The organism is Pseudomonas sp. NFR02, assembly GCF_900119375.1.
Taxonomy (GTDB): Bacteria; Pseudomonadota; Gammaproteobacteria; order Pseudomonadales; family Pseudomonadaceae; genus Aquipseudomonas; species Aquipseudomonas paracarnis.
On the sequence record NZ_FPJJ01000001.1, the window covers coordinates 679,369 to 705,782 of the forward strand.

General features: G+C 61.0%; 23 protein-coding genes. 5 read left to right on the forward strand and 18 right to left on the reverse strand.

The genetic code is table 11. From position 1 onward, the window contains the following. Positions 1-148: 148 nt before the first annotated feature. The 8 genes from BT199_RS03245 to copC form a co-directional block, all read right to left on the reverse strand. A complete protein-coding gene (locus BT199_RS03245; protein ID WP_032903436.1) occupies positions 149-1,429 on the reverse strand; it encodes a TRAP transporter large permease in 1,281 nt (426 codons plus the stop codon). 1 nt (position 1,430) lies between these two features. After that, complete coding sequence (locus BT199_RS03250; RefSeq protein ID WP_072433866.1) at positions 1,431-1,958, reverse strand: TRAP transporter small permease; 528 nt, start codon at positions 1,956-1,958, stop codon at positions 1,431-1,433. Positions 1,959-2,023: 65 nt separating this feature from the next. Further along, complete coding sequence (locus BT199_RS03255; protein ID WP_014719006.1) at positions 2,024-2,986, reverse strand: TRAP transporter substrate-binding protein; 963 nt, start codon at positions 2,984-2,986, stop codon at positions 2,024-2,026. 45 nt (positions 2,987-3,031) lie between these two features. Then, entirely contained in the window at positions 3,032-3,907 is an 876-nt protein-coding gene (locus BT199_RS03260; protein ID WP_072433867.1) for an SMP-30/gluconolactonase/LRE family protein, read from the reverse strand. 26 nt (positions 3,908-3,933) lie between these two features. Continuing rightward, a complete protein-coding gene (locus BT199_RS03265) occupies positions 3,934-4,752 on the reverse strand; it encodes an NAD-dependent epimerase/dehydratase family protein (protein ID WP_032903439.1) in 819 nt (272 codons plus the stop codon). Between the two features lie 230 nt (positions 4,753-4,982). Continuing rightward, positions 4,983-6,245 (reverse strand): OprD family porin, encoded by a 1,263-nt coding sequence (locus BT199_RS03270; RefSeq protein ID WP_014719003.1) that lies wholly within the window; start codon positions 6,243-6,245, stop codon positions 4,983-4,985. Between the two features lie 261 nt (positions 6,246-6,506). Then, positions 6,507-7,367, reverse strand: a complete 861-nt coding sequence (copD, locus tag BT199_RS03275) for a copper homeostasis membrane protein CopD (protein ID WP_014719002.1) — start codon at positions 7,365-7,367, stop codon at positions 6,507-6,509. A gap of 3 nt (positions 7,368-7,370) precedes the next feature. Beyond that, entirely contained in the window at positions 7,371-7,736 is a 366-nt protein-coding gene (gene copC, locus BT199_RS03280; RefSeq protein ID WP_014719001.1) for a copper homeostasis periplasmic binding protein CopC, read from the reverse strand. A gap of 116 nt (positions 7,737-7,852) precedes the next feature. Between copC and BT199_RS03285 the strand changes: the two genes are divergently transcribed. Then, the gene (locus tag BT199_RS03285; protein WP_014719000.1) at positions 7,853-8,473 is read left to right on the forward strand and encodes a TetR/AcrR family transcriptional regulator; all 621 of its coding nucleotides are present in this window, start codon (positions 7,853-7,855) and stop codon (positions 8,471-8,473) included. Positions 8,474-8,515: 42 nt separating this feature from the next. On the opposite strand, the gene preA is transcribed toward BT199_RS03285, so the two are convergent. The 3 genes from preA to hydA form a co-directional block, all read right to left on the reverse strand. Beyond that, a complete protein-coding gene (preA, locus tag BT199_RS03290; RefSeq protein ID WP_014718999.1) occupies positions 8,516-9,790 on the reverse strand; it encodes an NAD-dependent dihydropyrimidine dehydrogenase subunit PreA in 1,275 nt (424 codons plus the stop codon). Further along, a complete protein-coding gene (locus BT199_RS03295) occupies positions 9,790-11,157 on the reverse strand; it encodes an NAD(P)-dependent oxidoreductase (RefSeq protein WP_072434111.1) in 1,368 nt (455 codons plus the stop codon). Before BT199_RS03295 ends, preA begins: the two co-directional genes overlap by 1 nt. Before the next feature lie 105 nt (positions 11,158-11,262). Further along, complete coding sequence (gene hydA, locus BT199_RS03300; RefSeq protein ID WP_072433869.1) at positions 11,263-12,702, reverse strand: dihydropyrimidinase; 1,440 nt, start codon at positions 12,700-12,702, stop codon at positions 11,263-11,265. A gap of 592 nt (positions 12,703-13,294) precedes the next feature. On the opposite strand from hydA, the gene BT199_RS03305 reads away from it, so the two are divergent. Both BT199_RS03305 and BT199_RS03310 read left to right on the forward strand, forming a co-directional pair. Beyond that, positions 13,295-14,782, forward strand: a complete 1,488-nt coding sequence (locus tag BT199_RS03305) for an NCS1 family nucleobase:cation symporter-1 (RefSeq protein WP_019818076.1) — start codon at positions 13,295-13,297, stop codon at positions 14,780-14,782. A gap of 176 nt (positions 14,783-14,958) precedes the next feature. Further along, positions 14,959-16,242 (forward strand): Zn-dependent hydrolase, encoded by a 1,284-nt coding sequence (locus tag BT199_RS03310; RefSeq protein ID WP_072433870.1) that lies wholly within the window; start codon positions 14,959-14,961, stop codon positions 16,240-16,242. Between the two features lie 119 nt (positions 16,243-16,361). Here BT199_RS03310 and BT199_RS03315 read toward each other — a convergent pair whose 3' ends face one another. From BT199_RS03315 to BT199_RS03325, 3 genes are read right to left on the reverse strand one after another with little or no spacing between them, the layout of a single operon-like run. Continuing rightward, positions 16,362-17,777: an efflux transporter outer membrane subunit gene (locus tag BT199_RS03315; RefSeq protein WP_072433872.1), complete on the reverse strand. Its 1,416-nt coding sequence runs from the start codon at positions 17,775-17,777 to the stop codon at positions 16,362-16,364. After that, positions 17,761-18,930, reverse strand: a complete 1,170-nt coding sequence (locus tag BT199_RS03320; RefSeq protein WP_072433873.1) for an efflux RND transporter periplasmic adaptor subunit — start codon at positions 18,928-18,930, stop codon at positions 17,761-17,763. Before BT199_RS03320 ends, BT199_RS03315 begins: the two co-directional genes overlap by 17 nt. After that, complete coding sequence (locus BT199_RS03325) at positions 18,920-22,141, reverse strand: efflux RND transporter permease subunit (RefSeq protein WP_072433875.1); 3,222 nt, start codon at positions 22,139-22,141, stop codon at positions 18,920-18,922. Before BT199_RS03325 ends, BT199_RS03320 begins: the two co-directional genes overlap by 11 nt. Positions 22,142-22,347: 206 nt before the next feature. Between BT199_RS03325 and BT199_RS03330 the strand changes: the two genes are divergently transcribed. Next, entirely contained in the window at positions 22,348-22,758 is a 411-nt protein-coding gene (locus tag BT199_RS03330) for a PA0061/PA0062 family lipoprotein (protein WP_003192269.1), read from the forward strand. Here the strand turns inward: BT199_RS03330 and BT199_RS27170 are convergent. Then, positions 22,755-22,916: a hypothetical protein gene (locus BT199_RS27170; protein WP_003192266.1), complete on the reverse strand. Its 162-nt coding sequence runs from the start codon at positions 22,914-22,916 to the stop codon at positions 22,755-22,757. The genes BT199_RS03330 and BT199_RS27170 overlap by 4 nt on opposite strands. Positions 22,917-23,250: 334 nt before the next feature. On the opposite strand from BT199_RS27170, the gene BT199_RS03335 reads away from it, so the two are divergent. Next, positions 23,251-23,916, forward strand: a complete 666-nt coding sequence (locus BT199_RS03335) for a peptidase C39 family protein (RefSeq protein ID WP_034134471.1) — start codon at positions 23,251-23,253, stop codon at positions 23,914-23,916. Between the two features lie 111 nt (positions 23,917-24,027). Here the strand turns inward: BT199_RS03335 and pbpG are convergent, their stop codons facing one another. From pbpG to BT199_RS03350, 3 genes are all read right to left on the reverse strand, one after another. Then, positions 24,028-24,951: a D-alanyl-D-alanine endopeptidase gene (gene pbpG / locus BT199_RS03340; RefSeq protein ID WP_072434112.1), complete on the reverse strand. Its 924-nt coding sequence runs from the start codon at positions 24,949-24,951 to the stop codon at positions 24,028-24,030. Positions 24,952-25,106: 155 nt separating this feature from the next. After that, a complete protein-coding gene (locus BT199_RS03345; RefSeq protein WP_072433876.1) occupies positions 25,107-25,676 on the reverse strand; it encodes an HD domain-containing protein in 570 nt (189 codons plus the stop codon). A 100-nt stretch (positions 25,677-25,776) separates the two neighbouring features. Then, complete coding sequence (locus tag BT199_RS03350) at positions 25,777-26,334, reverse strand: helix-turn-helix domain-containing protein (RefSeq protein ID WP_072433877.1); 558 nt, start codon at positions 26,332-26,334, stop codon at positions 25,777-25,779. Positions 26,335-26,414 lie beyond the last annotated feature (80 nt).

Sequence of the window (26,414 nt, forward strand, 5' to 3'; positions counted from 1 at the left end):
GTAGTCAAAACAAACAGCGCCGATCAAATGTGGGAGCGGGCTTGCTCGCGAATGCTGAGTGTCAGTCACCGAATCTACCAACTGAAACACCGCTTTCGCGAGCAAGCCCGCTCCCACATTTTGATCTTTTGTGATCTTAAGGTCGGGTTTACAGCACCAAATGGGGCAACCACAGCGACAACGCCGGAACGTAGGTCACCGCAATCAGCACCAAGAACAACACCGCATAAAACGGCAGCAGTGCCTTCACGGTTTTCTCGATACTGGTCTTGCCCACCGCCGCACCAACGAACAGCACCGCGCCCACCGGCGGGGTAATCAGGCCGATGCCCAGGTTCACCAGCATGATCATGCCAAAGTGCACCGGGTCGACGCCGATGCCCAGGATCACCGGCATCAGGATCGGCGTGAGGATCAGAATCAGCGGCGCCATGTCCATCACCGTGCCCAGCAACAACAGCATGACGTTGATGCACATCAGGATCACGTAGCGGTTGTCCGACAGGGTCAGGAACAGCGTGGTGATCTTCGCCGGGATCTGCATCAGGGTCATGATGTAGCCGAAGCTGGCGGCGAAGGCGATCAGAATCATCACGATGGAAATGGTGCGCACCGTGCGGTGCATCAGCTTGGGCAGCTCGCGCCATTTGTAGTCGCGGTAGATGAACATGGTCACGAAGAATGCCCACAACACCGCAATCGCCGCCGACTCGGTGGCGGTGAAGATGCCCGAGAGGATGCCGCCGAGGATGATCACCATGGCCATCAGGCCCCAGAGCGCATCGGCGGCGATCTTCAGCGCCTGCTTCAAGGGGATGACTTCGCCTTTGGGGTAGTCGCGCTTTTTCGCGAAGATCAGGCAGAGCACCATCAGGCACGCGCTCATCAACAAGCCCGGCACCACACCGGCCATGAACAGCGAGGCGATGGAGACCGTGCCGCCCGCCGCCAGTGAGTACAACACCGAGTTATGGCTGGGCGGCGTCAGCAGCGCCTGCACCGAACCGCTGACGGTCACGGCGGTGGCGAATTCGCGCGGATAACCCCGCCGTTCCATTTCCGGAATCAGCACCGAGCCGACCGAGGCGGTATCGGCCACGGATGAGCCGGAAATCGCGCCAAAAAACGTCGAAGCCATGATGTTGACCAGGGACAAGCCGCCACGCACAAAGCCCACCAGCACCCCGGCAAAGGCCACCAGGCGCCGCGACATACCGCCCTCGGCCATGATCGCCCCGGCCAGCACGAAGAACGGAATCGCCATCAGCGAAAACTTGTTCACCCCACCGGCAATCTGAATCATCAGGGCCTGGAACGGGATGTCGATCCACCACGCGCCAATCAGCGCCGACAGCCCCAACGCGTAGGCCACCGGCATGCCGATCAGAATCAATACAACAAAGCTGCCCAACAGAATCAATGCGTCCATATCAGGCGGCCCCTTCGTTTTCTTCAACCAAGTCGAAGCGCACCACCTTGCGGTTGCTCTGGTCACCGAGCAGCAGCTTTTCGACCACGAACACCAGGGTCAGCACGCCGCCAATCGGGATCGGCATGTAGGTGATGCCCACGCGCAGGGTAGGGATGGCGCTCATGAATTGGTTCCAGGTGGACAGGCACAGCTTGGTGCCCCAAATCGTCATGAACACGCAGATGGTGCCCATCAGCAGTTGCGAGAGGATGCCGACGAGGCGGCGTTGGACAGGCGGCAAGCGGTCAATGATCATCGCCACCGACATGTGCGCGCCGGCACGGTAACTGGCAGCGGCTCCGATAAAGGTGAACACCAGCATCAGCAGGATGGCGGTGGGCTCCGGCCAGCTGGAACCGGTGCCGAGGGCGTAGCGGGTGAAGATACCCCAGGGAATGATCAATGCCACCCCCAGGACCGAAAGGCCGGCGACCCAGATGCAGGTCATGTAGAGGCGGTCGTTGAAGCGCAGCAGTAAAGTCTTCATGGCGTTCACCGTGACCGGGCGCGTCGATGCCGACCGCGCCGGGCCTTATGCAGGGGCAGGGGAGGTTATTGAACCGCGTCGATGCGCTTGATCATGTCCGCATACGGCGCACCGTACTTGGCACGCACCTGGGCGGTGGCCTCATAGAAGGGCTTTTTATCGACGGTGATGAACTCCACGCCGGCCTTCTTGAGTTTCTCTTCACTGCTGGCGGACTTGGCGTCCCAGAGCACGCGCTCATCAGCCTGGGCGGCCTTGGCAGCGGCCTTGACCATGTCCTGCTGGGCGGGGTCGAGCTTGTTCCAGGTGATTTTCGACATCACGATAGGTTCAGGCAGGATCAGGTGTTCGGTGAGGGTGTAGTACTTGGCGTTCTGGAAGTGGTTGTGTTCCAGCAAGGTCGGCGGGTTGTTTTCCGCGCCGTCGATGACCCCGGTCTGCAGGGCGCTGAAGATCTCGCCGGTGTCCATGGCAATGCCGTTTGCGCCCATGGCGTTGAAGGCTTCGATGAAAATCGGGTTGCCTTGCACGCGGATCTTCATGCCCTTGAGGTCTTCGATCTTGCGCACCGGTTTCTTGGTATAGAGGTTGCGCGTGCCGCCATCCATCCAGGCCAGGGCCACTAGGCCGAACTCGGAGTTGGTGATCTTGGCGAGGATCTCGTCGCCAATCTCGCCATCGATGACCTTGCGCATATGCGCCTGGTCGCGGAACACGAACGGCAGGTTGAACACGTTCACGTCCGGCACCACCGGGCCGACGATGCCGAGGCTGACGCGGGTCATTTGCACGGCGCCGACCTGGGCCTGTTCGACCACTTCCTTCTCGGAGCCCAGCACACCGCCGGGGAAGTACTTGAAGGTCAGCTCGCCGTTGCTCGCCTTGGTCAGGGCCTTGCCCATGTTCTCTTCGGCGACCACGGTGGGGTAGCCAGCGGGGTGAATGTCGGCGAACTTGATTTCCAGCGCGTGGGCGGCGCTGCTGAGGGTGAAGATTGCAGCGGCGAGCAAGGTGCGTTTGAAGTCCATGGAAGTCACTCCTGTCTTGTTATTGTTGTATTCAAGGCACAGCGATTAAACGATGAAGCGGGGTTCGGGCAGCCCTTGGACGCCGGGGTTGAGGGCGAACACGCCACCAGACAGCGACTGCTCACTCGGGTCGTCACGGATGGAAGTGACGTACAAGGTGTCCAGGCGGCTGCCACCGAAGGCGCACATGGTGGGTTTTTTCACGGGCACGCTCAGGGAGCGGTCCAGTCGGCCGTCGGGGCTGAAACGGTGAATCAGTCCGGCGTCGTTGGCGCAGATCCAGTAGCCGCCCTCGGCGTCCACGGCTGCACCGTCGGGCCGCCCGGGGAAGTCGTTCATATCAACGAACAGGCGGCGATTGGACGGTGTGCCGGTCTCGATGTCGTAGTCGAACGCCCAGACCTTTTGCACCTTCGGGTGCGAATCGGAAGCGTACATCGTGCGGCCATCGGGGCTGAAGGCCAGGCCGTTGAGGGTGATGAACCCGTCCAGTTGCGCGTGGGGCGCAGCCCCGGACCCATAGCGATAAAGGACACCAGCGGCGGCGTTCAAGCCCATGTCCAGCACCATGCTGCCGGCCCAGAAACGGCCCTGGCGATCGCAGCGGCCATCGTTCAAACGCATGTCCTTGCGCGAATGCTCGAGGCTGGCCAGCGGCACGGTGTCGAGGCTGCCGTCGTTGTGGGGTGTGAGTTGGAAGAAGCCGGTTTGCATGCCGGCGACCCAATTGCCTGCCTGGGTGCGCGCAATACAGGCGAGCATCTCTGGGGCTTTCCACGCTGCCAGATGGCCGGTGGCGGCCTTCCAGCGTTGCAAGCCACCGTTGGGGATATCCACCCAATACAGCGCGTTTTCTTCAGGCACCCACACTGGGCATTCGCCCACGGCATTGCGGGCATCGACAATCAATTCAGCAGGCATAGTCATTCCCTTGGGTTGCTGGGCACTCAGTCACCGAACGGCCCCGCCGCGCAGAACGCACCGCCCTGGTAGACCTTGGCCGGGTCATCGGCGGCCACGGGCGGTTGGGCTTCGACCTGGGCGCGGAACACTTCGGAGCTGTCCTTGGGGGCAAAGCCCAGGTGCGCGGCGTAGCGGTTGTCCCACCAGGTGTCGAGGTTGGCCGACATGCCGTACACCACGGTATGGCCGACGTTGGGCGTGTACAGCGCCCGTTCGAGCAGTTGGGTCAGGTCGTCGAAGCTGAGCCAGGTGTGCATCATCCTTCGGTTCTGCGGTTGCGGGAACGAGGAGCCGATACGGATGCTCACGGTCTCGATGCCATAACGGTCGAAGTAGAAACTGGCCATGTCTTCGCCGTAGGACTTGGACAGGCCGTAGTAACTGTCCGGGCGGCGCGGGGAATGGGCGTCAAGTTGCTCGCCCTGTTTGTAGAAACCGATCACGTGATTGGAACTGGCGAAGATCACCCGCTTGACCCCGTGGCGGCGGGCGGCTTCGTAGATATGGAACACGCCACTGATATTCGCGCCCAGTACTTCTTCGAACGAGCGCTCCACCGAAACGCCGCCAAAGTGCAGGATGGCGTCGACGCCCTCTACCAACTGATGCACGGCGTGTTTGTCGGCCAGGTCGCAGGTGTGTACCTCTTCGCGAGCATCGGTGGCGGGGGCCATTTCAGCGATATCCGAAAGGCGCAGCACCTGGGCATAAGGACGCATGCGTTCGCGCAGGACTTTGCCCAGGCCGCCGGCGGCACCAGTTAGCAACAGACGGTTGAAGGGGGCGGGGGTGGTGGTGGTCATGGGCCTTCCAGATTTTTGTTGTAGGTTGTCGTATGACTATGGGGAAATAGTGTTAGGGATTCCTGGTGTTGTCAACGTCCTTCCAGGCACATGAGATCAAAGGTGGGAGCTGGCTTGCCTGCGATAGCGGTGAGTCTGAAAAGGATGTGGTAACTGACCCACCGCTATCGCAGGCAAGCCAGCTCCCACATGGATAGGTGGCACCTTAGAGATCGGATTTGCCTTTGGAGCTACAACAACGAAATCGGATAGCTGATAAAAATCCGGTTCTCGTCGAACTCGTTATTGCTGAAATCCCGGCGCATGGTCGAGTTGCGCCACTTCACATTGAGGTTCTTCAGCGCACCGCTCTGCACCGTGTAGGCCAACTCCGACTCACGTCCCCACTCCTTGCCGTCGGTGATCGCTCCGGTGTGTACATTGCTGCCGCTGATATAGCGGTTCATCAGGGTGAGCCCTGGAACGCCGAGCACCACAAAGTTGAAGTCGTGGCGCACCTGCCAGGACTTTTCCTTGGCGTTGTCGTAGCTGGCGTTGTAGCTGTCGTTGGCCAGGGTGCCGCCACTGGTGCCGTTGATGCGCATCCAGGCGCTGTCGCCGCTGAGTTTTTGCAGGCCAACGTAGAAGGTGTGGCCGTTGTATTTGGCCGAGAGCAGAGCGAACAGGGTCTTGTTATCGAGGTCGCCGGCCAGGGCGCTGCCGTCTTCCTTGCCGTTGAAGAACCCGAGGTTGGCGCCCAGAGTCCAGTCGCCCAGCGGCTGGCTGTGGGTGAGGTTGAGGTACTGCTGTTGGTAGATATCAGTCAGTTCGGCGTACCACAGGCCGACCTGGGTACGTTTGTCGTTGAAGGTGTATTCGCCGCCGCCGAAGTTGAAACGGTCCGAAGTGAACGCGGCTTTGCCGTTCATGAACATGTCTTCCATGCTCGCGTCGTTGCGTGGGCTGTTGCCGCGAAACTGGCCACCGTAGAGCGTCAGGCCGGCGATTTCATTGGAGGTGACCTGGCCGCCACGAAAGGTCTGGGGCAGGGAGCGGCCATCATCGGAACGCAGGATCGGCAGCACCGGCATCCATTCGCCAACCTTCAACTCGGTCTTCGACAGCCTGGTTTTCAGCGCGACACCCAGACGCCCGAAATTGTCGGCGGGGCGGCCATCGTCATGCACCGGCAACAGTTGGGTGCCGGCGGTGCCTTTGCCGCCATCAAGCTTTTGCGAATACAGGCCCAGCACGTCAATCCCGAAACCGACCGTGCCCTGGGTAAAGCCGGACTTGGCATCAAGGATAAAATTCTGCGTCCACTCTTCGGCCTTGCCCTGGGGGTTGGTCGGGTTGGTGAAGTTGCGATTGAAGTAGGCATTACGCAGGTTGAGCGTGGCCTTGGCGTCGTCGATAAAACCTTCGGCGTTGACGCCCAGCGGCAGGGTGACGGCCAGGCTGCCGAGACCGAGAAGGCCCAGGCGCGTGCAAGAGTGACGGGCGGATTGACTCACAGTGAGGCTCCCTTTGTTTTGTTGTTTTTATTATTTGTTATACGTTGTCGTACAACATTGAGCGCGATATTTGCTAGGTTTTGAGGGCGTGTCAAGCAGAAGTTATACGATGACTTGGGTGAAACGATTCAACTGATGGGGCACGGTCAGTGTGGGAGCTGGCTTGCCTGCAATGGCGACGAGTCAGACAGTATGCAGTCACTGATCCACCGCCATCGCAGGCAAGCCAGCTCCCACGTTGATTGCATTGCACAAGACTTTTCAGCCAGCCATGACCATCGGCGGCAGGGTGCCAAGCAGGGAAACCGCAGCCACCGCTGCAATGCCCAACAGCCACTCCATCATCACGCTGGCTTTCAAACTGCCCAGGCGTTGCTCGCAGCGTTTGATACGCAACCGATTCAACAGCGCCAACCCGAGCATGCCCAGCACCAGCCCCACCTTGATCAGCAAAATCAAGGCAAACCCTTGGAACAGCGGCGTGGGCCACAGTTGCCCAGTGAGCACCCGCACGTTGATCAAGCCAGTCACCAACAGGCCGGCGACCAGGCCATAGCCCACACCACTGAAGCGATGCAGAATCGGTTCCAAGCGCTGGTCATGCGCCTGCCTGAGGATCAGCACCAACACCAGCAACCCCCCGAGCCAGGCCCCCACGCACAGCAGGTGCACCACCTGGTTAAGGATCAGCAACCGCCCACTCAGCCCGTCGAGCATGGCGCCGTGGCCTACGGGGGCCAGGGTCGCCAGCAGCAGGGCGAGCAGCGGCAAGCGCAAGGCCGGCCAGGGCTTGATCAGCACGATCACCAGCAGCAGGTTAAACAGCAGATGCCAGGTCCATACCTGGCCAAAAAAGGTTTTGCCCAGCACCAACTGCACCGTGGCCGGTTGCAGCGCCGAGTCCCAACTGCCAGCCATGCTGGCGGTGATCAACAGCAGCCACGCAACCCCGGTGAGCAGCCCCAGGCTGGCCAGGCCACGGGTGATGCGCAGCAATTGCCGGTCCAGTGTCGGCTGCACGACGTGAGCGCCGAGCAGCCAGGGCCTGAACACCCAGGCCCCGAACATCAGCAACACGACGCAAAAGTGCAGGAAGCGGCACAGCACCAGCAGGGTTGCCATGGGTTATTGGCCGACCTTGAAGCTGTAAGTGCCTTCGCTTTTGTGAGTGTCGACGGACACCGCATGCCATTCGACCTTATACGTGCCGCTTGCCAGCGGAGCGGCAGGCGTGACCACCAGGGTTTTCTTGTCGGCGTCCGGGGTTTCCAGGCCCTTGATGGCAATTTCGGTGCCGTCCTTGCTCAGGGAGACCTTGGTAAAGGTGGCTTCGACGCCTTCGCTGAAGGTCAGGCGCAGGTCTGTGGGGGCGGCGACGCGGCTGTCAGCCGCAGGCTGCGCGCTCTTGAGGTGGGCGTGGGCAAACGCGGCAGAAGCGCCCAGCAGGGCAGTGAACAGGACAGCAGCGGTCAGGGACTTCTTGAGCAACATTGTTCAACACCGATCAGAGGATAGGAGCCGGCAGTGTACGAAGTTTCGGCTTGGCCTGTCGCCCCGATCTAGAGCCGGTGGTAGTCTTTAGGCCGTGTTGTTGTCAGGGAGCCCTTATGGGCAATCACAAGATCGGAATTCGTCGGGTCAACGTCGAGAAAATCCTGCTGGCGGCGGAGAAGGTCTTCGCCAACAAAGGCTATGGCAGCACCGCCATGGCCGACATCGCCGAAGAAGCGCAACTGCCGCGCTCCAACCTGCATTACTACTTCACCACCAAGAGCGAGCTGTACAGCGCGGTGCTGTTCGACCTGCTGGAATTGTGGAAGCAGGACGCCCTGAGCTTTGAAACCTTTGACGACCCCCGTGTGGTGCTCAGCAGCTACATCCGCGCCAAGATGCAGCGCTCGCGCACGCGTCCGTATGGTTCCAAGGTCTGGGCCAATGAAATCATCCACGGCGCGCCCACACTCGGCGAGGCCCTGGATGAAAGCCTGTACGACTGGGCCAAGATGAAGGAAGCGAAGATTCGCCAATGGGTGCAAGACAAACGCATCCTGCCGGTGGAGCCCTCGAGCCTGCTGTACATGATCTGGGCCTCGACCCAGCACTATGCCGACTTTGACCACCAAGTGAAGATTTTGAATGATCACCAGCCGTTGTCGGACAGGCAGTTCGAGAAGGCCATTCAGACAGTGACCGGTGTGATTTTGCGCGGGATTGGCTTGGAACCCTGAGCTGATCGTTCCCACGCGGAGCGTGGGAACGAGGGGCAAGGGTTACACCGCTTCGCGGTAAGGATTGCGCGGGTCCTGCGTCCAGTTCAAAAACGGCTTGCCGTTATCGATCGGCACCATCTCGATGCAGCCGGCCACCGGGCAGGTGATCTGGCACAGGTTGCAGCCCACGCACTCATCGTCGATCACCTCATACAGATGCGTGCCATCAGCCTGCTTCAAGCTGGCAATGGCCTGGTGCGAGGTGTCCTCGCAGGCAATATGGCAACGCCCACAGCCAATGCACGCCGCTTGATCAATCTTGGCGATGACCTGGTAGTTGATGTCCAAGTACTTCCAGTCTGTGGTATTGCCCACCGCCCGCCCGGAAAACGCCTGCAGGTTGGCATGGCCCTGGCTGTCCATCCAGCGCGACAAGCCGTCCTTCATCTCTTCAACGATGCGAAACCCATGCAGCATCGCCGCCGTGCACACCTGCACCGCGCCGCAGCCCAGGGCGACGAATTCCGCGGCGTCGCGCCAGGTACCGATGCCGCCGATGCCGCAGATCGGTAGGCCGTTGGTCTGTGGGTCCCGGGCGATTTCGGCGACCATGTTCAATGCAATCGGCTTCACCGCCGAGCCGCAGTAACCGCCATGGGTACTCTGGGTGCCGACCACCGGCAGCGCGACCATGCGTTCCAGGTCCACGCTGGTGATGGAGTTGATGGTGTTGATCAGCGACACCGCATCGGCGCCACCGCGATAGGCCGCTCGCGCCGCCACGCGGATGTCGGTGATGTTCGGCGTGAGTTTGACGATCACCGGCAGCGAGCAATAGGTCTTGCACCAGCGCGTCACTTGCTCCACGTACTCCGGCACCTGGCCGACGGCGGCGCCCATGCCCCGTTCGGGCATGCCGTGAGGGCAGCCGAAGTTCAGCTCGATGCCGTCGCAGCCGGTCGCCTCTACCAAGGGCAGGATGTTTTTCCAGGACGCTTCGACACAAGGCACCATCAGCGAGACGATCAGTGCGCGGTCCGGCCAGTCCTTTTTCACCTGGGTGATTTCCCGCAGGTTGATCTCCAGGGAACGGTCGGTGATCAGTTCGATATTGTTGATGCCCAGCACTTCGCGGTTGGCGCCATAGTGCGCGGAGTAACGCGACGACACGTTCACCGCCGCCGGGTCTTCCCCCAGAGTTTTCCACACGACGCCACCCCAGCCGGCCTCGAAGGCGCGCACCACGTTGTAGGCTTTGTCGGTGGGCGGCGCGGAGGCCAGCCAGAACGGATTGGGCGCTTTGATACCGGCGAATACAATCGAGAGATCGGCCATTACGCAGCCTCCACAGTCAGCATGAGTTGGGCATGCATGGCTTCGGCGGCCCGCTTGCCATGTTGTACCGCCTGAACGGTTAGGTCCTGGCCGAGGCTGACGCAATCACCGCCGGCATACACCCCTGGGATGCTGGTGCGCAGTTGCTCATCGACGAAGATGCGCTCGCCGACGCGGTGCAGCTGCTGGGCCAGCGGGTCGTGCAGGGCGTCGTTGTCGAAGCCTTGCCCGATCGCCTTGAAGATCGCATCGGCGGCCAGTTCGAAGGTTTCCCCGGTAGGCAGCAGGCGACCGTTCTCCAGGCGGGTGCGGGCAAAGCGCATGCCGCGTACGCGGCCTTGGTCGTCGAGTAACACCTCGTCGGGTTGGGCCCAGGTCAACAGCCGGACTTGATTGGCCTTGGCGATGTCCTGTTCGTGGTGGGTTGCGCCCATGTCGGCCAGACCACGGCGGTACACCAGGTTGACATCGCGGGCACCGAGGCGGGCCATCTGCACGGCCATGTCGATGGCGGTGTTGCCGGCGCCGAGCACGATGCAGCGGTCGGCCAGGGGCAGTTGGGTGAGGTCGTCGGCCTGGCGCAGTTCGCGGATATAGTCGGTGGCGGCGAGCAGGCCGGGGGCGTCCTCAAAGGGCAGGCCCAGCTGTTTGCTGGCAGCGAGCCCCAGGCCGAGGAACACCGAATCGAACTGATGGTGCAGTTCGCTCAAGGTCAGGTTGTCACCCAGGCGCTGGCCGTGGCGAACCTCGATGCCGCCAATCTGCAGGAGGAAATCCAGTTCCTTCTGGGCGAAGTCGTCCACCAGTTTGTATTTGGCGATTCCGTATTCATTCAGGCCGCCGGCTTTTTCCCGCGCCTCGAATATCACCACGTCATGACCGTGCAAGGCGGCGCGGTGAGCGCAGGCCAAACCGGCAGGCCCGGCGCCGACCACGGCGATACGCTTGCCGGTGGACGCGGCGCGTTGGAACGGGTGTTCGCTGAAGTGCGCGTTGTCGATGGCGTAGCGTTGCAGCAGGCCGATCAGCACGGGGGCGCATTCTTCGGCGTTATTGCGTACGCAGGCTTGCTGGCAAAGGATTTCCGTCGGGCACACCCGTGCGCAACTACCACCGAGGATGTTGGCCGAGAGGATTTTTTGCGCGGCCCCCTGCACGTTTTCGGTGTGGATATTGCGGATGAACGAGGGGATATCGATCTCGCTGGGGCACGCATTCACACAAGGCGCGTCGTAGCAGTACAGGCAGCGCGAGGCTTCCAGTTGGGCCTGGCGTGCGTTGAGGGGCGGTGCCAGGTCGGTGAAGTGGCTGGCGAGGGTGGCCCCGTCTTCGCGGGGGTGGGGGAGGTGGGTCAGGGTCTGGATCACGGTGTTGGCCTCACGGTTATTGAGGTGCTGCCTCTGATGGGCGATCGTTCCCACGCTCTGCGTGGGAATGCCTCACTGGACGCTCCGCGTCCGCTTTTTTTGGACTCAGCGGTTCACGGCCACTGGCTTGCAAAGCGCTGCCCGCTTGCTCAACTGCTCGAACACCGACGGATACGCCGGCCGCTCCACATATCGTCCGGCCCCTCGCTCGGCGCGCAGGTCACCATCGGCCCACACCAGCTTGCCCTGGCTGATGGTGCGGCTGGGCACGCCGCGCACGGTCTTGCCTTCGAAGATGTTGAAGTCCACCTGCTGATGGTGGGTCTTGGCGGAAATGGTCCGCGTGCCCTCGGGGTCCCATAGCACCAGGTCGGCATCGGCGCCCACGCGTATCGCGCCTTTACGGGGGTAGAGGTTGAAAATCTTCGCGGTGTTGGTGGAGGTCAGCGCGACAAATTCTTGCATCGATAAACGCCCGGTATTGACCCCTTCGTGCCACAGCAGCGCCATGCGGTCTTCAATGCCGGCGGTGCCGTTGGGGATCTTGCTGAAGTCGTCACGCCCGGCGGCTTTTTGCTCGGCGCAGAAACAGCAGTGGTCGGTGGCGGTGGTGTGCAGGTTGCCCGCTTGCAGGCCGTGCCACAGCGCCTCTTGATGCCCGCGTGGGCGGAATGGCGGGCTCATTACATAGCCGGCGGCGGTCTGCCAGTCGGGGTGCTGGTACACACTGTCATCGAGCAACAGGTGGCCGGCGAGCACTTCACCGTACACCGCCTGGCCTTTGCCTCGGGCATAGGTGATTTCATCCAGGGCTTCTTTCGTCGACACATGCACCAGGTACAGCGGCGTGCCGATGGTCTCGGCAATCCGGATGGCACGGCTGGCCGCTTCGCCTTCCACCTGGGACGGGCGCGACAGCGGATGGGCTTCCGGCCCGGTGATGCCCTGGGCCATCAGTTTGCGTTGCAGGTGATACACCAGCTCGCCATTTTCGGCATGCACGGTGGGCACGGCGCCGAGTTCCAGGCAGCGTTCGAAACTGGCGACCAAGGTGTCATCGGCCGCCATGATCGCGTTCTTGTAGGCCATGAAATGCTTGAAGCTGTTGATGCCGTGATGGCTGACCAACTCGGCCATTTCCTCACGTACCTGCTCACTCCACCAGGTGATCGCTACGTGAAACCCGTAGTCGGCGGCGGACTTTTCGGCCCAGCCGCGCCACTGGTGGAAAGCTTCCATCAGCGATTGCTGCGGGTTGGGAATCACGAAGTCGATGATCGACGTGGTACCACCGGCCAAGCCTGCCGCCGTACCACTGAAAAAGTCTTCACTGGCCACCGTGCCCATGAAGGGCAGTTGCATATGGGTATGGGGGTCGATGCCGCCCGGCATCAAGTATTGGCCGCTGCCATCGAGTATTTCAGTGCCTGCGGGAATATCCAGATTCGTGCCAATGGCGCGAATTAGACCCTCCGCACATAACACATCGGCGCGGTAACTTTCATCATGGGTAATAACGGTGGCGCCACGGATCAACAGCGACATGTCGAGTTCCTCACAGGCTTGACCGGCTTGTGCCAGTTCTAAGTGTTGTAATACTGCGCACCGAGGGTCGGTTAATTCCTGTCATCGGTGACAGGAATAGAAACTAGCCCGAGTTTTTCGAATGAGCAAGCAGATTTTTCGCAAACTTTTGTGTGTTTCATCTTGTTGATATTTATAAGAAAAATCCTATTTTCACCAAAATGAAGCATGCCCACCCTGTTTTGACGCACTTGACAGGTTCTTGATCTGATCAATATTTCTTATTGCAAATCAGGCGCTTGAGATATGCCGCTTGACGCCGTCGATAAATAAAAATAATTGTGATGCACCAGATTGAGACCTGAAGGTTCTGGCAACTTGCGTATTGTTTAGCCTGACGCATGCGGCAAGTACCGCAGGTTCAATTGGAAAGCTGATAAACATCAGCACGTTATATAAGCGGTGCGGGTTCAGAGACGGTTGTCGGCACGGTTATTGAGTGCACGGGCAGTTGGCCGGAACCCTGGATGTCATGTTGTCGATGCGGTACTCCGGCCACCTGAACCTAGCGTGCAGGTGAGCAACAATAATTTTAAAAAACCGTGGAGCGGCCATGCAACAGAACAGATCGCAAGTCATCGAGCGCAACGGCCTGTACGAACTCGACGCCGGCCCCGACGTCCTCGACAGCCCTCGCTACAACCACGACATGGCACCCACCAAAGTGCACGAGCGCACCTGGAACAAATGGCACATCACGGCGCTATGGGTCGGCATGTCGATCTGCGTGCCCACCTACACCCTGGGCGGGGTGCTCACGGCGTATTTCGGGCTGTCGGTGGGGGAGGCGCTGGTAGCGATCCTGCTGGCCAATATCGTGGTGTTGATCCCGCTGACCCTAAACGCGTTTCCCGGCACCAAGTACGGCATTCCGTTTCCGGTGCTGTTGCGTTCGTCCTTTGGCATCCTCGGCTCCAACGTACCGTGCCTGATCCGCGCGCTGGTGGCCTGCGGCTGGTTTGGTATCCAGACGATGTTCGGCGGGCTGGCGATCCACCTGTTCCTGGGCTCGATTTTCGACGGCTGGAAAGCCCTCGGCGGTACCGGAGAGGTGATCGGTTTCATGCTGTTCTGGTGCTTGAATCTGTGGGTGGTGCTGCGTGGCGCCGAGTCGATCAAGCGCCTGGAAACCTTGTCGGCGCCGTTGTTGGTGGCGGTGGGGGTTGGGCTGCTGGTATGGGCGATGCCCAACGTGTCCCTCAGCGAGTTGATGGCGATCCCACCCAAGCGCCCCGAAGGCGCCAGCCTCACCGGTTACTTCATGGCGGGGCTCACGGCGATGGTGGGTTTCTGGGCCACATTGTCATTGAACATTCCGGATTTCAGCCGCTACGCCAAGAGCCAGAAAGACCAGATTCTGGGGCAGATTTTCGGCTTGCCGCTGACCATGTTCCTGTTCGCCGCCCTCGGCGTGGTGATGACCGCCGCCTCGGTGAAACTGGTGGGGGTGAGCGTCTCCGACCCGGTGAGCCTGATCGGGCATATCCAGAGCCCGGTGTGGGTGGCCATCGCCATGGCGCTGATCATCGTCGCGACCTTGTCCACCAATACCGCGGCGAACATCGTCTCGCCCACCAACGACTTCCAGAACATCGCGCCCAAGCTGATCAACCGCACCACGGCGGTGATCCTCACCGGCCTGGTAGGGCTGGCGCTGATGGCCCATGAACTGCTGAAAAAACTCGGGCTGATCGTCTCGGACGTGAGTCTTGAAACCGTGTATTCCAATTGGCTGCTGGGTTATTCAAGCCTGCTGGGGCCGATTGCCGGGATCATGGTGGTGGACTATTTCATCACCCGCAGACAACAGTTGGACCTGGCCGGCCTGTACCGCGACGACGTGTACCCGGCCTGGAACTGGAGCGGCTTTATCGCCTTTGGCGTACCGGTGGTGCTGACGCTGCTGTCGCTGGGCAGCGATGCGTTCAGCTGGTTCTACAGCTACGGCTGGTTCACCGGCTCGGCGTTGGGCGGGGTGTTGTATTACGGCTTGAACGCCAAGCGCGGGGCGAGCCCGATCACCGCCAAGGCGCCGTTGTAATGCGTTGAAATGCAATCCAAATGTGGGAGCGGGCTTGCTCGCGAATGCGGTAGTCCAAGCGACATTTTCGGTGACTGACACACCGCTTTCGCGAGCAAGCCCGCTCCCACATTTTTGACTTCTTTACACAGTTGGATCGAGCCGACTCATAAGAAAATCAGCCTGAGGAGACCCCCATGAACGCTGCCCTCGACGTTCTGCAATCGCCCCATCAGCACATCAATCGCGACCGTCTGTGGCAGTCGCTGATGGACCTGGCCAAACTCGGCGCCACGCCCAAGGGCGGTGTGTGTCGCCTGGCCCTCACCGACCTCGACCGCAAGGCTCGCGACCTCTTCGTGCAGTGGTGTGAAGCGGCGGGTTGCACCGTGACCATCGACGGCATCGGCAATATCTTTGCGCGCCGCCCCGGTCGCAATCCCGACCTGCCACCGGTGATGACCGGCAGCCATATCGACACCCAGCCCACCGGCGGTAAGTTCGACGGTTGCTTCGGCGTGCTGGCCGGTGTGGAAGTGCTGCGCACCCTCAACGACCTCAAGGTGGAAACCGAGGCGCCGCTGGAAGTGGTGGTGTGGACCAACGAAGAAGGCTCGCGCTTCCCGCCGTGCATGATGGGCTCAGGGGTGTTTGCCGAGAAGTTCACCCTGGCCGATACCCTGGCCAAGGTCGATGCGGACGGCGTCAGCGTGGAGGAGGCGTTGAACGCGATTGGCTATGCGGGAACGCGGCCGGTCAGCGGGCACAAGGTCGGCGCGTATTTCGAAGCCCATATCGAACAAGGGCCGATTCTGGAGGATGAACACAAAACCATCGGCGTGGTGCTCGGCGCCCTCGGGCAAAAGTGGTTTGACCTGAAGCTGCGCGGTGTTGAGGCCCATGCCGGCCCTACACCCATGCACTTGCGCAAGGACGCCCTGGTCGGCGCGGCAGCGGTGGTGGCCGCCGTGAACGCGGCGGCGTTGGCGCACCAGCCCCATGCATGCGGCACGGTGGGGTGCCTGCAAGCGTATCCGGGATCGCGCAACGTGATTCCCGGTGAAGTGCGCATGACTCTGGATTTTCGTCATCTTGAACCGGCGCGGCTGGATTCGATGATTGCCCAGGTGCGTCAGGTGATCGAAGACACCTGCGCCAAACATGGCTTGAGTTTCGACATGCAGCCTACGGCGGACTTCCCGCCGCTGTACTTCGACAAAAGCTGCGTGGAGGCAGTGCGCAATGCCGCCAATGGTTTGGGCTTGTCGAACCTGGACATCGTCAGCGGGGCAGGGCACGACGCGATCTTCGTCGCTGAGCTTGGCCCGGCGGGGATGATCTTTGTGCCGTGTGAAGGCGGCATCAGCCATAACGAAATCGAAAATGCCGCGCCGGATGATCTGGCGGCGGGGTGTGCGGTGTTGTTGCGGGCGATGGTGGCCGCTTCAGCGGCCATCGCCAGCGGCCAGCTCGCGGCCTGATCGTTCCCACGCTCCGCGTGGGAATGCACCCTGTGACGCTCCGCGTCACGATTTTAGAGGCAGACGCAGAGCGTCCTGAGCGGCGTTCCCACGCAGAGCGTGGGAACGATCAGTGGGTATTAACCCGGCTGCCAGCCGCCGCCCAGTGCGGTCAACAGCCCTACGCTCGCCTGCAACTGCCGGGTCTGCACCGCCTGCAACGTTCTCTGTGCCTGCAACGCGGCGGTTTGGGCGGTGACCACATCCAGATAGCTCACTGCCCCGGCCTGATAGCTGTTCATCGCCAAGGCCTGGGTATGTTGCGCCGCCTCTGCCGCCGCTTGCTCGTCCTCGGCTTGCTGCTGCAGATCCCGCAGTTGCGCGAGGTTATCTTCCACCTCGCGCACGGCTTTCAATACGTGGCTACGGTACTGTGCCGCGGCCTCCTCGAACTCGGCCTTGGCCTGGCGCTCGTTGGCGCTCAAGCGCCCGCCGTCGAAGATCGGCAGGTTCATCAGCGGCCCCAGTGCCCAATACCGGTTGCCGGCGGACAGCAGGTTGCCAACACCTTGGGTCTGCCCGCCCAGCACACCGGTCAAACTGAAATCCGGAAACCACGCTGCCTTGGCCACGCCGATCGTTGCGTTGGCCGCAAACACGCGACGTTCAGCTGCGGCAATGTCCGGACGACGCTGCAGCAGGTGGCTGGGCAACTGCGCCGGAATGCCTGGCAACGCCATTAACTGCGAGCTGGGCGGCAGTGAAAACTCACTGGCCGTCACGCCCACCAATTCGCCGATGGCATGTTCGGCGAGGTTGCGCTGGCCACGCACTTCGTCCAGCTGCGCCTTGGCTTCGGCCAGTTGGTTCTGCGCGCGGGTCAGGTCCAATTCCGAGGCAATCTGGCCTTCATAACGGCTGCGGGTCAGTTGCAGCGCCTGGCTGAAGTCTTGCAACGAAGTGCTCAGGATTCGGCGCTGCGCATCCAGCCCATTGAGCTGTACATACAGGCTCGCCAACTGCTGTTGGAGGCTCAAGCGCACCACCGCCAAATCATCAAAGGACGCTTGTGCCTGGGCATCGCCCGCGGCGACCTGGTTGCGGATTCTGCCCCACAGGTCGAGGTCGTATCCCAGGGAGAACCCAGCGGTATTGCTGTTGTACACCGACGGCTGTGTAGTACCGCGTAACGGTCGTGAATCCGATTGACGCTGGCGCAGCGGTTGCACGCTGGCGGTGATTTGCGGGAAAAGGCCCGCGTGCAGTTGACTGGCATAGGCCTGGGACGCATCGAAGTGCGCCAGCGCCGCGGCCAGGTCCGGGTTGGCCTTGAGCAGTTGCTGCTGCAGCGCGTTCAGGCGCGAATCGTTGTAGAGCTGCCACCACTGGGGCGCCAGTTGGTCTGACGGTTGCGCGCTGTGCCAGGGGCCTTCGCTGGTTTGTTCGCGGTAGTGGGCGGGCAGGTCAATCGACGGCACCGTATAGGTGGGCGCCATCGAGCAACCCTGCAACGCCAGCACCATCAGTGCCGCCAGCGACTTAAGCCTTGGGCGCATGCGCACCTCCCGAGGCGGCGGCCAGTTGCACTGGGTCGCCTTCGCGCAGGGCGTCGGGCGGGTTGTCGATGATGTGGTCAGCAGGCTTCAGGCCTTGGTCGATCACCAAGCGCTCGCCGAGGTCCAGGCCAATATGAATGTCTTGCAGGTGCACATGATTGCGCCCGTCCAGCACCGCAACCTGGGTGCCCTGGGCGCGGAAGATCAAGGCGCTGGCCGGGATGCTTACGCCATGGGTGTCAGCCGGAATCGGTAGGGTGACTTCGGCGTAGTCGCCCGGCAGCAGTTCGCCGTTGGGGTTGTCGGCGACGAACTGGGCCAGCAGGGTGCCGGAGCGGCGGTCGATGGCGGTGGAGTCACCGATCAGGCGTGCCTTGAAATGCTCGCCGGGGTGCTCGGGGACGGTCAGTTCGACCTCAAGGCCCGCATGAATGACCGCTGCATAGTTCTGCGGCACCGGCACGTACAAGCGCAATTGGTGGGTGTCGGCAATGTTGAACAGTTCTGGATCGCTGGCGTTATCGGCTTTGATCAACTGGCCGATGTCCGTGTTGCGGGCGGTGATGGTGCCGGCGAACGGCGCGCGCAGGGTCTTGTAGCTTTCCAGGGCGCACAGTCGCGCATAGTCTGCTGCAGCGGCTTCGGTGTTGGCCTTGGCGGCTGCGGCGTTGGAGGTTTTCTCATCGGCGTCCTGGCGCGATACCGAATGGCTGGCCAGCAGGTTTTGCCAGCGGGTCGCCGTGGTGGCTGCCAGGCGTGCATTGGCTTGTTGCTGGATCAGGCGCGCATGGGCCTGGGCCAGTTGTTGGTCGAGGTCGGGGCTGTCGATTTCGGCGAGGATTTGCCCGGTCTTGACCTGGGTCCCGATGTCGACTTTCCAGTCCTTCAAGTAGCCGCTCACCCGCGCATGGATAGCCGCCTTGCTCCACGCCTCCAGGTGGGCGGGCAGGCGCAGGGTGTCACCGCCGGCGTTTGGCTTGGGTTGGAACACCATCACCTGGGGGACGGCGGCGGCTTCGGTCCAGGCAGTGACCGATTGCTCGTGCAGCGTACGCGCGTGCAGGCCGCTGGCGACCAGCAAGGCAGCCAACGTCAGGCCACCGACACCCAGGAGCATCAGGCGCTTGCGCGAGGGTTTTTGATCAGGCGACATGGGGCGTTTCTCCAGCAGTTGCGCGAGTAGGATGACGACCGTGGACCAGGCTGAAGACCACGGGAACAAACAACAAAGTGGCGATGGTGGCGAAGACCAGGCCACCGATGACCGCCCGGCCGAGCGGGGCGTTCTGCTCCTCGGAAATCGCCAGGGGCAACATGCCAATGATCATTGCCAGGGCGGTCATGCACACCGGGCGAAAGCGTGTGTAGCCGGCTTCCAGCGCGGCTTTCAACGCATCGCCGTGTTCGGCCAGGCGCTCACGGCAGAAGCTCACCACCAGGATCGAGTTGGCGGTCGCCACACCCATGCACAAGATGGCCCCGGTGAGTGCTGGCACCGACAACGAGGTGCCACTGAGGAACAGCATCCACACGATGCCCGCCAATGCTGCCGGCAACGCCGTGATGATCACAAAGGGGTCAGCCCACGACTGGAAGTTGACCACGATCAGCAAGTAGATCAGCACCACCGCGCCGAGCAGTCCGAAGCTCAAACCACTGAACGCCTCATGCAGCGCATCGATCTGCCCGTGCAGGCTGATGGTCGCGCCTTTGGGGCGCATGGACGCCGTGTCATCCAGCACCTTTTGCACATCGCGGGCCACACCGCCGAGGTCGCGACCTTGCACGTTGGCGTACAGGTCCAGGGTCGGTTCGATGTTGTAGTGGGTCACCACGGCCGGGCTTTGTACCCGGGAAATAGTTGCCACGCCGCCGAGGATTTGCGCCTGGCCATTGGCACCGGTCACCGGCAGCGCTTCCAGGGACGGCAGGCTGTCGAGACGGTATTGCGGGGTGGCAGCGACGATGGAATAAGACACGCCATTGGCCGGGTTGAGCCAGAAGGTCGGCGCGGTTTGCGAGCTGCCGGCGAGGGAGGCGACCATGCTGTTGGTAACATCACGCTCGGTAATGCCCAGGCCGTTAGCGCGCATGCGGTCCACGTTTACTTGCAGCGAGGGGTAGCCGGTGGACTGCTGGATGCGCAGGTCGGCAATCCCCGGTACATGCTGCAAGCGCCGTTCAAGCTCGACGGCATAAGCGCGGTTTTCTGCGTCATTGCGCCCGGAGATTTTGACGTCCAGCGGGGCGGGGGCGCCGAAGTTGAGGATCTGGCTGCTGATGTCGGCGGGCAGGAACGCAAAGTGGCTGCCGGGGAAACTTTGCGGCAGGGCTTCGCGCAGTTTTTTCACATAGTCGGCGGTGGGCGCGTGGTGCGTTTTCAAGCTGACTTGAATATCGCCATCCTGCGGGCCGATGGTGCCGCTGCTGCTGTAGGCCATGTCGATGCCGCTGAGCGGAATGCCAATATTATCGACGATGGTGTCCAGCTCTTCGGCGGGGATGACCTCGCGGATCCGCGCTTCGATGCGGTCGAACGCCGCGGCGCTTTCCTCGATGCGCGTGCCCAGTGGCAAGCGCACATGCAGGGCCAAGGCACCCGCATCGGTGGCCGGGAAAAAGTCCTGGCCCAGGCTCGGCAACAACAGGAACGACGCGAGTACGCAGGCCAGGAACCCGACAATGAAGCGCTTGCGTGCGCCCAGTGCCAGCGTCAGCAGGCCATGGTAGGTGTCGCGGACATTGGAAAAGTGCCGCTCGAATCCCTGTTGAAAATTCAGCACCGATTGCAGCAACGCATTGCGTGGTTTCGGGTGTTGTTCACCCTCGTGGTGATTGATGAATGCATCTTCCGGATGATGCCCCGCGCCTGGCTCCGGCCTATGCGGTTTGAGCAAAAACATCGCCAGTGTCGGCACCAGGGTGCGCGAGAGAATGAACGAACTGGCCATGGCAAAGATCACCGCCAGCGCCATTGGCCGGAACAGGTAACCGGCGATGCCTTGCAGCAAAAACATCGGCACGAACACGATGCAGATGCACAACAGCGAGACGAACGCCGGGCCGACGATTTGCGCGGCGCCGTCGAGAATCGCGGCCTTCACCGCCTTGCCTTGCTCCAGGTGCCAGTTGATGTTTTCGATGGTCACCGTGGCGTCGTCCACCAGGATGCCCACCGCCAACGCCAGCCCGCCCAACGTCATGACGTTGAGGGTTTGCCCACTGACAGCCAATAGCGCGATGGCCGAGAGCACCGCCAGGGGAATCGACGCGGCGATGATCAAGGTCGAGCGCCAACTGCCGAGAAACAGCAGGATCATCGCACTGGTGAGCAGTGCAGCAATGATGCCTTCCTGGGCCACGCTGCCCACCGACTGCTTGACGAACGCCGAGGCATCGCCCAGCAGCGAGGTTTTCAGCGACGGCGGCAGGGTTTCGTTGATGCGCGGCAGCATCTGCCGGATACCGTCGATGATCGACAGGGTGGAGATGCTGCCGTTTTTCAGCGCCGGCATCAGCACGGCGCGATGGCCGTCGACCCGCACGATATTGGTTTGCGGCGGTGAACCGTCGCGCACGTGGGCCACTTGGCCGATGGTGATCAGCGCCCCGTCAACCGTCTTGATCGGCAGGTCGTTGAGTTCATCGATGGCCTTGGGGCTGTTATTGAGCAGGATCGTGTATTCGTTGAGGCCCAGCTTGGCGGTGCCCACCGGGATGATCTGGTTCTGCAGCGCCAGGGCATTGCCCACATCCTGGGCCGACAAGCCTTTGGCGGCCAGCGCCTGAGGGTCGAGGTCGAGGGTGATCTGCCGTTGCTTGCCGCCCATCGGTGTAGGCATGGCCAGGCCAGGCAGGGCGCTCAAGGGCAGGCGGATATTGTTCTGCACCAGGTCGCGAATTTTGGCTTCCGACAGGCTGGGGCTGGAAAACGCCATTTGCAGGATCGGCACCGTGGAGGCGCTGTAGTTGAGGATCAGCGGCGGGGTGATGCCCGGTGGCATTTGCTTGAGCACAGTCTGTGACACCGCCGTGACCTGGGCGTTGGCGGTACGGATATCGACGCCAGGCTGGAAGAAGATCTTGACGATGCCCATGCCGGGCAGCGATTGCGACTCGATATGTTCGATGTCGTTGACGGTGGTGCTCAGGGAGCGTTCGTAGGTGTAGATCACCCGACCGGCCATGGCGTCCGGGGACAGGCCGTTGTACTGCCAGACCACGGCGACCACGGGAATGCCGATATCGGGAAAAACATCCGTGGGCGTGCGCAGGGCCGCCATCGGCCCGATGATGCAGAGGAATATAGCCAGCACGATGAAGGTGTACGGCTTGTGCAGTGCGGTCTTTACCAGCCCGAGCATGCGTGAGTCTCCGAGAAGAGCAGGATTGCAAACCCCGGCAGTCTTGACCGACCCACCTAACACGCACCTTTCAGCCAGGTGAAGGAAGTTTTAGTCAAGGGCTGAAGATACTTTCATAGGGATTCATTTGTTCCAGGAAGGGCGGCTGATCAAGCTTGTCAGCCATCGGATACGCCCTTTTTACATCTGCCCTTTGGAGCGCTGTCATGTCACTCAAACCGCTGTTGTTAGTTCCCGTCCTTGGCTTTGTCTGTTTGTTGTCGGCGTGCGCCGGCCCGATCCCCAAGGCGGACCCCAGCCAAGCCTGGATCGGCTTGCAGGAAGAAGCGCCGAATGACCTGATGGCCGAGCGTGTCGATGGCAAGCGTGTGGACGATGGGCGCTATTTTGAAGTGACCCCGGGGGACCATCGCCTGGACGTGACTTTATTTGAAGACGAGCCGGGTGATGACAACCAGCAGGACTGCCAGGGCCGCATCGAGTACAAGCACTTCAAGGCAGGTGAGCACTACACCCTGGTGGAGTCGAGCCTGGGCACCACGGTGCGTGCGTCCCTTGAGGACGGCCACGGCAAGGAAATTGCCGCCACCCAGGACTTCAATTGCATGCCTGGCTAGGCGTGATGCGCCGTCGTCTTGCGTGGCTCGGCGGGTTCAGCAGGTTTGACGTGGGGATGATGATGCCGGCGCGTCACGCGCATGACCCCCCACAGCATGGCGGCGGCGACGGCCAGCCAACCACAGATCAACAGGAAAATCGTTGTCGCAAGGCTCATTCGGGCCTCCTTTCGCCCACTTGGGGCACACACAGTCTTCTCAATGGACAGTCTAGCCAGCCGGCGGTTGCCTGCTATTGACCAATGGTCGAGTCCGTCCAACTTGTTTGCTCTATCGTCACCGCTTTATTGCACGCGTCGGCTATAGATATCTTGCGCCGCCCCCTGTAGGAGCGAGCTTGCTCGCGAAAAACGTCAACGATGACGCAGGCTTCCTGAATAAACGCGGCGCCTGTAAGTTTTTCGCGAGCAAGCTCGCTCCTACGGGATAGAGAAAGCGCGATTGGGCTATGATCGGGGCCTTTACCGGCAGTTGATCAAGAGAGTGAAAAAATTGCGCTTACGGTCGAACCTTAAAACTTCCTTGCTACTGGCCGTTGCCCTTGGGTTGGCGGCCTGTTCCAGCAACACTCCATCGAAACTGCCTGGCTTGCCCGAGCGCGTCGAACTCAATGGCGTGCCGACCTTTCGCAGTGAGGCTTATCAGAGCGGTCCTACGGCACTTGCCAGCATGCTGTCGCAACAAGGCATTGTCATGACACCGGGTTTGCTTGATAAGCCGCTGCGCCTGCCCGGCGCCGAGGCGGGCCTTGAGCGCAACATGCAGGTGCTGGCGCGTGAGTACGGGCTGATGGTGTACCCATTGGAGGCCAAGCTGACCGCCGTGCTGGCGCAGGTGGCGGCGGGTTACCCGGTGATGGCGCGGATCAACGCCAGCTATTGGTCCGGGGCGCGTTATGTCGTGGTGGTGGGGTTCAACCAGCAGAAGAGTACGGTGCTGTTGCGCTCAGGCAATGAGCGCCGCTTGAGCATGAGCTTCAGCGACTTTGAGTCGGCGTGGAAGGGCGCGGGCCATTGGGCCATCCTGACCCAGCGCCCGAGCCAGTTGCCGGCCAATGTGGACGCGCAGCGCTGGCGCGATGCGGCCAATGCCACGGCCCAGGCGGGGCAGGAGCAAGCGGCGGCCCAAGCGCTCAAGGTGTTGGCAGAGAAGAAGTGAAACTCAAATGTGGGAGCGGGCTTGCTCGCGAAGGCGCAGTGTCAGTCGCTGAATGCTTAGGCTGACCCACCGCATTCGCGAGCAAGCCCGCTCCCACACTAAAATCGCTGTTTATCGACGTACTTCCGTAGCAGTCGCTCGATTCTTGAGGTTTTTATCGGCCTTGTAACGCAGCGCCACATCCGGCACTGCGCCGCCTTTGCCGGTCTCGACCCAGCTACGAATACGGCTGGCATCGGCAAAATGGGTGAACTTGCCAAAGGCATCCAGGATCACCAGCGACACCGGGCGATTGCCCATGCTCGTCACCAGCACCAGGCAGTGGCCGGCCTGGTTGGTGAAGCCGGTCTTGGTCAGCTTGATATCCCAGTTGGCGCGGTTGATCAGGTGGTCGGTGTTGGAGAAGCCCAAGGTGTAGTTGGGCTTGCGGAACGACACGGTCTTTTCCTTGGTGGTGCTCAGCTGGCTCAGCATCGGGAATTTACGCGCATAGGCCAGCAGCTTGCTCAGGTCGCGGGCGGTCGACACGTTATGGATCGACAGGCCGGTGGGCTCCACGTAGTGGGTGCTGGTCATGCCCAAGGACTTGGCCTTGGCGTTCATCGCCGCGATAAAGGCTGCGTAACCGCCAGGATAATGGTGGGCCAGGCTCGCAGCGGCGCGGTTTTCCGAAGACATCAGCGCGATCAGCAGCATTTCCTTGCGCGGCATCTGGCTACCGATCTTCACCCGGGAGAACACGCCTTTCATCTCGGGCGTGTCGGTGATGTTGATGTCGATGTACTCGTCCATATTCTGCTTGGCTTCGAGGACGATCAGGCCGGTCATCAGCTTGCTCACCGAAGCGATAGGTACCACCACGTCGGGGTTGCTGGAATAAATGACTTTATTGGTCTGCAAATCGACCAGCATGGCGCTGCCGGAGGCGATCTGCAGCTTGGAGGCGTCACGCGGGGCCAGGGTGGTTTCGGCGGCGTGGGCGAAGGTACCTGCCAAAGCAAAAAACAGGCTGACAATAGAAAGACGAATTTTCACGCGGATGAACTCGCTAAAAAGTAAGGAAATGCCGTTGTGAAACGGATCTTGTGACAAATGACGTTACATTTTAGGAGTATGGATCAGAAAGCGATAGAGAGCCTTTAAATAAAGGCTGTAAGCCGATGATTGGTCGGGCTTGTAGCGATTTTTACCTACTGCTTTGATATTTTTTCCCGAGTGTCCTCATCGATAAGATGTCGAAGTTGCTCAAACAGAGGGTTGGCATCTGTGTACTTCTTGCCGTAAGCCAGATTGAACTCGTAATTGAAGTCCGGTGGGTTCTTGCCCTGATTGTGCTGGAGCAGCGTTTCCAGCTTGTCCAGCGCCTTGACGGCTTTTGCCTCCGCAGACTGTGCGTGCTCATAGTCATCCCAGAGCGCCAATATCTCAGCTTTCAGCGGTTCATCCAGCGCAGAGGTCAGAAGCAGAAGATCGTTTCTCTCTTGCTCGCCCTTGTTGGGAAACGCCGCCTGGCTGACGGCTGGAATGTCTCCGCTGATGGCCTCACCCAGATCGTGAATGACGCACATCTTGAGGATCTTCAGCATGTCTAGTTCGGCCAGTTGGTCCTCGAAAACAATAGCCATCAGGCAAAGACGCCAACTGTGTTCCGCCGTGCTTTCCGTGCGCCCGGAAGAGGTGTGTGCACTTCTGAGAACGTCCTTGAGTTTTTCCGTTTCGCGCAGGAATTCGAGGCGCCCTTTGATTTTGTCGATGTTCATGAAGTTCTCTGTCTCCGGTGGCGAAGGCTATGCTATTGGAGTCAGATTAAGCCCGGGTAGGCTGTGCGTCCACGCATACAATATGCATAGCGCAGGGCAGTCAAAGCGTCTCCACCAAACGCGCCGATGTACCGTCTGAAAGAGGAATGCGCGTCCACCGACAGGCGCTCTGGCTGATAGGCACAACAAGTGAGTCATTGTGGCCGGTGACGAACTCGATCGCCGGTGGCGCACTGACTTCCCTCCACCCGGATTCATCCAGGGAGAGCTCCTTGCTGATGATTTCCGGTGTCGCAAAGCGCCATAGCGAACGCCCCAGCAATTCGCTGACGGGGCTTGCGAACTGGGCTGCGCGGGCAGGGGAGCAAGCCAGCAGACGATGGGTCAGGTCGCACATGAGATGAACGGGTCGTGAGCTTTCCCTGACCAGGCGGGCCAAGGCTTGATCGGCGGCCGCATCAAGGCGGGCGGCGAGCAATTGCTCAAGCTGTTGGTGCGCGCAGGGGTCGATTGCCTGTACGCCGCTTTCCCAGCGCGAAATAGTGGATTGGGTGACGTTGAACAACTGCGCAGCGTGGGCTTGTTTGACTCGGTGCAACAAGCGCCACCGCCTGAGCGCGATACCAGGCAAGGCTGGCTTTGGGAAGATGCCAGGCATTTCGAATCCGGAAGAGTGGCGGCTTTTGGCTAGTTTGTTTAATGCACTAACAGCCTGCAACAAGGGTTTTTCACGGGCAT